This is a genomic window from Streptomyces sp. NPDC001532, assembly GCF_040298625.1.
GTDB lineage: Bacteria > Actinomycetota > Actinomycetes > Streptomycetales > Streptomycetaceae > Streptomyces.
The window spans coordinates 1-1141 of sequence record NZ_JBEPAL010000104.1 but is presented as its reverse complement, the minus strand read 5'-3'; the positions used below and the strand labels follow the sequence as shown (position 1 = coordinate 1141).

The 1141-nt window shown below is 69.4% G+C and carries 1 protein-coding gene; it reads left to right on the top strand.

Going from position 1 to position 1141, the window contains the following annotated elements; genetic code table 11:
- On the top strand, positions 1–1141 hold a 1141-nt coding region (locus tag ABT232_RS38395; RefSeq protein ID WP_351849448.1), incomplete at both ends, for an acyl-CoA dehydrogenase.

The window sequence follows — 1141 nt, the reverse complement described above, 5'->3', positions numbered from 1 at the left end:
CTGATTTCGACCTGTACCGCCCGTCCGAGGAGCACGACATGCTCCGCGACGCCGTCCGCTCCCTGGCCGAGGCGAAGATCGCGCCGCACGCCGCCGCGGTGGACGAGGAGGCACGCTTCCCGCAGGAGGCCCACGACGCGCTGGTCGCGAACGACCTGCACGCCGTCCACGTCCCCGAGTCCTACGGCGGCGCCGGCGCCGACGCGCTCGCCACGGTGATCGTGATCGAGGAGGTGTCCCGCGTCTGCGCCTCGTCCTCGCTGATCCCGGCGGTGAACAAGCTCGGCTCGCTGCCGGTCATCCTCTCCGGCTCCGAGGAGCTGAAGAAGAAGTACATGACCCCGCTCGCCAAGGGCGACGGCATGTTCTCCTACTGCCTGTCCGAGCCCGACGCCGGCTCCGACGCGGCCGGCATGAAGACCCGCGCGGTCCGCGACGGCGACCACTGGATCCTCAACGGCGTGAAGCGCTGGATCACCAACGCGGGCGTCTCGGAGTTCTACACGGTCATGGCCGTCACCGACCCGGAGAAGCGCTCGAAGGGCATCTCGGCCTTCGTGGTCGAGAAGTCCGATGAGGGCGTCTCCTTCGGCGCGCCGGAGAAGAAGCTCGGCATCAAGGGCTCGCCGACCCGCGAGGTCTACCTCGACAACGTCCGCATCCCCGCCGACCGCATGATCGGCGAGGAGGGCACCGGCTTCGCCACCGCGATGAAGACGCTGGACCACACCCGCATCACCATCGCCGCCCAGGCCCTCGGCATCGCCCAGGGCGCCCTGGACTACGCCAAGGGCTACGTCCAGGAGCGCAAGCAGTTCGGCAAGCCGATCGCCGACTTCCAGGGCATCCAGTTCATGCTCGCCGACATGGCCATGAAGATCTCGGCCGCCCGCGCCCTGACCTACCAGGCCGCCGCCGCCTCCGAGCGCGGCGACGCCGACCTGACCTACCTCGGCGCCGCGGCCAAGTGCTTCGCCTCCGACGTGGCGATGGAGGTCACCACCGACGCCGTCCAGCTCCTCGGCGGCTACGGCTACACCCGCGACTACCCCGTCGAGCGCATGATGCGCGACGCCAAGATCACCCAGATCTACGAGGGCACCAACCAGGTCCAGCGCATCGTGATGGCGCGCAACCTGCC